This is a genomic window from Salinivibrio sp. MA427 (assembly GCF_001996115.1).
Classification (GTDB): Bacteria; Pseudomonadota; Gammaproteobacteria; order Enterobacterales; family Vibrionaceae; genus Salinivibrio; species Salinivibrio costicola.
Map to the genome: position 1 here is coordinate 1 of NZ_MUFH01000143.1, position 6382 is coordinate 6382.

General features: G+C 49.1%; 4 protein-coding genes. 3 read left to right on the forward strand and 1 reads right to left on the reverse strand.

Going from position 1 to position 6382, the window contains the following annotated elements; all coding sequences use genetic code 11:
• From flgJ to flgL, 3 genes are all read left to right on the forward strand, one after another.
• Window positions 1–743: flagellar assembly peptidoglycan hydrolase FlgJ (gene flgJ, locus BZG79_RS10000; protein WP_108743270.1), on the forward strand; the 743-nt coding region annotated here is incomplete at its 5' end.
• Between the two features lie 170 nt (window positions 744–913).
• Entirely contained in the window at window positions 914–2791 is a 1878-nt protein-coding gene (gene flgK, locus BZG79_RS10005; protein WP_077774307.1) for a flagellar hook-associated protein FlgK, read from the forward strand.
• 12 nt (window positions 2792–2803) lie between these two features.
• Window positions 2804–3997: a flagellar hook-associated protein FlgL gene (flgL, locus tag BZG79_RS10010; RefSeq protein WP_021023043.1), complete on the forward strand. Its 1194-nt coding sequence runs from the start codon at window positions 2804–2806 to the stop codon at window positions 3995–3997.
• Window positions 3998–4101: 104 nt separating this feature from the next.
• Here the strand turns inward: flgL and BZG79_RS10015 are convergent, their stop codons facing one another.
• Window positions 4102–6204, reverse strand: a complete 2103-nt coding sequence (locus BZG79_RS10015; RefSeq protein ID WP_077774308.1) for a tetratricopeptide repeat protein — start codon at window positions 6202–6204, stop codon at window positions 4102–4104.
• Window positions 6205–6382 lie beyond the last annotated feature (178 nt).

The window sequence follows — 6382 nt, forward strand, 5'->3', positions numbered from 1 at the left end:
CCTCTAAGTTTTATGAGCAAATGGCAGACGAACAAATGGCAAGTGAACTCAGCCGAGAGGGATCGCTGGGGCTGGCTGATATGATTGTGGAACAACTGGGCCAGGCTCTGGGCGATAGTGAACCTGACTTGGAAGATGCGGCGCGCACATCGGCGCAATCTTTGCCTTTGGATCAAAATCGAAGTCGAGAGGCGGCAGAAAAAGCGATTGCCGCGCTGGATAGCCAGTCGATTGCCCCACCGGCAGCGGGAAGTGAGGCGGGACAACGTAATGAAGGCTTTGATTCGCCTGCCGCATTTGTTGATACATTAGCGCCTCATGCACGACGCGCGGCGCGGGCACTTGGCACCGATCCAGCAATCATTTTAGCACAAGCTGCCTTGGAAACCGGCTGGGGTAAAAAAGTGATCGCCAATGCCCGTGATAACAGCCATAACTTGTTCAATATTAAAGCGGATCCACGCTGGAGCGGAGATAAAGTCGCGACGCAAACACTCGAAGTGTATGATGGGATCCCGGTGAAAGAAACGGCGAGTTTCCGCGCCTATCCATCCTATCAAGAGAGTTTTGATGATTTTGTTTCGTTTTTACGAGAAAACCCCCGTTACGAGCAGGCCCTGTCTCAATCTGCGCAACCTGAACAGTTTATTCGCGAACTCCACCAAGCGGGCTATGCCACTGATCCTGAGTATGCCGACAAAGTTATCCGTGTGCTCGATCAAGTCCGTGGCATGATGGAATAATTGAGCGGCAGGCAAAGGCTTGCCGTTTTTTATTTTAGCTTGATTTTTTATGCCTTTAAATCAGTTAATATCCTATTTTACATCGCTTTAAAACCCCTCTACCTTCTCTGGCCTGATTTTTGCTTTACTTGGATTATCTCGTTTTAATTGCCGGGTTACTTGGAGGCACAATGGGCTTGGACCTGCTTTCCCTTGGATCGCAAGGCGTACTGACTGCGCAGCGACAGCTGAATACAACAGGTCACAATATCTCTAACGTGAATACGGAAGGGTATAGCCGTCAATCCGTTGAGCAACAAACCAATGATCCGCAATTTTGGGGTGGCAACAATTACGGTACCGGTGTTCATGCTGCTGCGGTACGCCGTAACTATGATAAGTTCGCGGTTAATGAACTGAATGTGGCGACCTCGAACTTGTCTCACGCCGCCGCGCGCAACGATCAACTCGGTCGACTCGACGATATGATGGCGCATTCAGCCAAAAAAATTCCTGAAAACATGAATGAATTCTACGGCGCGGTTAAAGGGTTAACTGATAGCCCCAGTGATATGGGAGCGCGAAAAGTCGTGCTCGAAAAAGCGCGAATGGTCGCTGCCGGCATGAATGACGTTTATGGCGTGTTACAGCAGCAATCAATTGATACCTCGTCACAAATTGATGCCACGGTAAAGCGAATGAACGACATCGGCCAAGAGCTGGTGGATGTGCACAAAGCAATACTTAAAACCCCCGCCGAAGCTAATGACCTATTGGACCGTCATGATAAATTGATCCGAGAGCTGTCTGAGTACACCCAGGTAAGCGTGAATGCACGCGGAGATGGTCTTTTTAATGTCATCATTGGCAGTGGCCATATGCTGGTATCCGGGATGAATAGCAGTGAGTTAACTACCTTGCCGGGTGAGCCGGATCATCAAGAGCGTCGTTTAGCCCTCGTTGAAGGTAAGAGTGTGAAAGCCATTTCGAATAGCGATATTCGCGGTAAACTTGGTGCATTATTTGAGTACCGTGATGACACACTCAGCCAAGCGCRTGACGAGTTAGGCCGAATGTCGATTGGGTTTTCTCAGGCGTTGAATGATCTGCAGGGACAAGGCTTCGATCTTAATGGTGAAGTGGGCAAAAATATTTTTACCGATTTTAACAGTGATCGCATCGCCCGTTCTCGCGTGGTTCAAAACGGTGACTCCACCGCGGACCTTAAAGTTTATATCGATGATTTGCAGAAGCTTAAACCGGGTGACTATCAACTTAAGTTCGATGGCACACAATATACGCTGACCGCCCCAGACGGAAAACAATCCGCCGTCACTCCTAGTGGTACGCCTCCTAGCTTCAATGTGGATGGAATGCGTGTTCAAGTTGATGCAGGATTGGCGGCCAATGAGCGAGTATTAATTCGCCCGGCACGGTCAGCGGCAGGGCAAATACGGGTGACGATGGAAGATCCTGCTGATATTGCCGCACAAAGCTATATCAGTGGTAGCTCGGTGAGTAAAGGAGAGGGCGACGTCCGTGTACTGCAAAGTGGCGGACAAAAAGAATTTCAAGTTCGAATCTCACCGGATGGCAGCCAATTTGCGGTGACAGACACCAAAGGACAAATCTTGGTTGCGCCTCAAGCTTATCCACCTGGTGGGCCGATAGACGTGAATGGGACCGTGATTGATCTTAATGATAAAGCGGTGCCTGACGATGTCTTGGCCGTAAGCTTGATCCCGGCGGATGGCGACAACAGTAACTTAATTCGCATGCAAGAGTTGCAAACGCAAAAGTTGATGGATAATGGCCGCTCCACCGTGCTTGATGTCTATGAAGGGCTGAGTACCGATTTAGGGGTGCAAAAAGCGTCGTATGAGCGTTTGCAGGATGTGAGTATGGTTGAACATGATGCGGCAGAAGGACGTGTCGCCCAAGTGTCTGGGGTTAACCTTGATGAAGAGGCTGCGAATATGATGAAGTTTCAACGCGCTTATATGGCGGCGTCACGCATCATGACTGCGGCCAATGAAACCTTTGATTCTCTGCTCAATGCAACGCGATAAGGGTCGATCAGTATGATTAGTCGTATTGCTAGTTTTCATAATTACCAATCTGTCTCCAACGACATTATGCGCCAAAATGTAAAGGTGCAAGATAATCAGGAGCAAATGGCGACCGGAAAACGTGTGATCACATCCGGCGATGACCCCGTCTCATCAATCTATATTCAGAACTTTCGCCAGCAAGATGAGCAGATTGATCAGTTTATTGATTCGATCACCTTGGCGAGAAATCGTCAAACACGTGAAGAGATCGCTATTGATGAATCAGAGCAAATCATGGATGGCGCCAAGCGTAAAGTGATGGCGATGATTAATGGTTCGTTATCGGTGGAAGACCGCACTGCGCACCGCCAAGATCTGCAAGGAATGTTTGATAACTTTATGGACTTGGTGAACACCAAGGACGAGTCAGGCAACTTCTTGTTCTCCGGCACCCAAACCAGTACCCAGCCTTTTTATCGTGATACCCAAGGCAATGTCCGTTATGCCGGCGACAGTTACTTTCGTACGGCTCAAGTAGCGCCTGCAGTAGAAGTGCCGACCTCCGATCCCGGCGATAAGATGTTTATGGAAATTGATAACCCTTTTGGCGATTATCAACCGGAATACGATCTTGAAGATGGATCTCTACTGTTGCTGGCAAACGCGGAAAATAGCAATGATGCTGATACGGCCAACTATTCGGTGTCGTTTGATGTGAATGCGAGTGGTGATACCACGTACTCACTGATGCAAGATGGCACCGAAGTCAGTGCTGGCCTGTACGATCCGCAAACCGGCATTGAGTGGAACACGCTCAAAATGACCTTTGAAGGTGAGATGGGGCCGGGTGATACTATCAACTTAGAAAGACAAGATAGCTTCAATATCTTCGATGCGTTTAAAAATGGTGCGGCTTTATCGTATGCGGATATCGATGATGCCTCGGCAACGGCAGAGCTCCATCAAGTCACTGAGCAGTTTTCAGCCGCCTTTAAACACTTGAACAAAGCACGCTCAGAAGTGGGAACGCGGTTGACCACGCTCGATCGACAAGAAAGCATGCATAAAGATTTCAAATTAGTGTTGAATCGCTCTTTGGGTACCATGGAAGATTTAGATTATACCCAAGCCGCCATCGATATGAACGAAGATATGCTGGCACTGCAAGCGTCCCAGCAGGCATTTGCTAAGACTAAAGATCTTTCGTTGTTTAATTATATCTAACCCAAGGTTGAAGCCTTAGGTTACCGCAAGGTACCAGGGGTGAATAAAAAACGGGGCCGTCTCAGCGGCCCCGTTTTTATTGGTAGAGGGTGATTCCCCCCTTTTTACCGACCGAGATCGTCAACCATACGGCGTGCTATCGCATCAAGCAGTGGCTGTTTGTCTTTGATCATTGGCGGATAACTAAACGCATACTCTGCGTAGCCTGGCATCGACTCTGGCGTTTGTATATCGCTCTCTTTATGGCCGGCAAAAAACACATAGCAAGGTGTGCCGACGGCAACCGTCAGCCGATGCACCGCTGTCCCCGCAGTAAATACCCCCGAGAGCTGTTTGATCGCATGCGCGGTCCCCATAAAATCATTTTTAAGATCCAATCCGGGCAGTGACACGATCTCAACGCCCGTTTGTTTTTTGATTTTACTCAGCTCTTTTTCACACTCACCATATTGTAAATTGACAAACTGGGCGCTAGGACAAAGCTGGCGAACGGCTTTTATCCAGCCTGCTAATTCTTCAGCCACCAAGTAGTGAATGTTGCGGGTGGCAGCCGCAAGACCACTGCGCCAGCATAGCCCAAACACAGGCCCTTTCTGATGCAATTTAGCTAACGGTGCTATCCAAGGCGCATGGGGTGCGACATCAGGAACAATATAGGTTTGCTGATAAAGATGACGGTCAAAGTGGTGATAGCACAACCCTGCCAGTGATCCACCGGCCACCCAACTATCAATGTCAGCGAGAACATGCTCAGGGACGAAAATATCTTTTCCATCTTTGCGAGAAATCGGCACAATTTCTGTACTTGGAAATGCTTGACTCAGTAAGGGCTCTAGACGCGGATCGCAGCCAACGTACACTTTTCGAGCACGCTCAACCACCATTGCCACGTTATGAAAATAGGCGAGTTCATCCCCGACACCTTGCTCAGGCATAATGAGTACGGCATCGGTTTGTGGTCGCGACAAATCCCAACGGGGTAAATCACCGTGGTATTTGAGTCGACGGCCGCAATCAAGTCCTGCTTCATTCGCCGAGTAAAACTTATCCCACGCCATTTGGGTACGATAGACAAAGGCAAGGTTAAACCGCAGCGCATGATCATCGGGTTGCGCCGCTAATAACGTTTCTAGGCGATGTTGGGCTTGATCGATATTTCCCATATACCACTCGAGCTCGCCTAATTGTGCATTTAAGGTATTCGCTTGTTTATCGCTGACATGAACGAGAGCCTTCTCGTGGATCTGGTAGCAATCGGTCAATTTATCTTGCGTAAACTGATGATGTTGCTTGAGTCGCTCGAAGGTAGCACGGGCATAGGCATAGTGTAATTCTCCGCGTTCGGGGTCATCACGCAAACATTGCTTGGCCAGTTTACTCGCTTCCAACCAATTGGCTTCCTTGAGATACACCACCAACAGTTGGTGCAAAAAGGCTGGATCTTGAGTTTGCTTATGAGCTTGCAAGCAGCGTTGGCGAGCGCTTGTATACGCACCGAGCCCTGACTCTGCTCTGACCAAAAGCAGTTGCCACACTTGATGAGATTGCGCCTTGTCATTACCGCGTAATAAGAGCTGCTGGGCCTTACCGTATTCTTGTTCATCAAGCGCATGCTGAGCCAACGCCATCAATGCAGGAGGGTAGTCGGGCTCAAGCGTTAGTATCGTTTGATAAAGTTGTTCGCTTTGTGCCGTGTGGCCATCCTTCATCAAATTAGCGGCCAACGCCATGGTTTTGTTGATTTCCTCAGCCAGACCTTGATTTTTAATTTGATGCAATTCATCACGCAAAGCATGTGTACGACGGCTCTCACCTTGCAAGCCAAGTTTTGCGGTTAATTGTTCACGTAAACTAAGGATATCTTGGTTGGTGGGAGCGGCGGCAAACAGTGTTTCAACGATTTCCATGGCCGCGTGGTTATGCCCTTGTTGCGTCAATAACTGTGCCTTATCGAACAACAAAGACAGATCGTCAGGGGCATGCTCAAGCGCGTGGTCAAGGTGAGCCATTGCTTGCACGTATTGTCCCGCTTCCGCATCCAGTACGGCCAGCACTTGCCGCACTTGAACCGTATCGGGGGCATGGCTCAGTATTTGCTCGAATACTTGCCGCGCATCGGGTTTCTTCCCTTCTTGGTAAAGACGAATCCCGAGCTGAAAGGCGTCATCCAGCGTCATATTGGTGTGGCCGTCATTGTCTTGCGTCATCGGTTACATCGTCCTGTTATCCGTGAAAGCCTCGTGCATCTCAGCATGAGGCTGGCGAGCATCGATAAACCAATAATTTAGCAAAAAATATGCCTTGCGTCCGGCTGTTGAAAGAAGTTGGCCGCTAACTTGCAGGCTAACTTTCATATAGACGGCAAAAAGCTAGGCGAGGCATTGC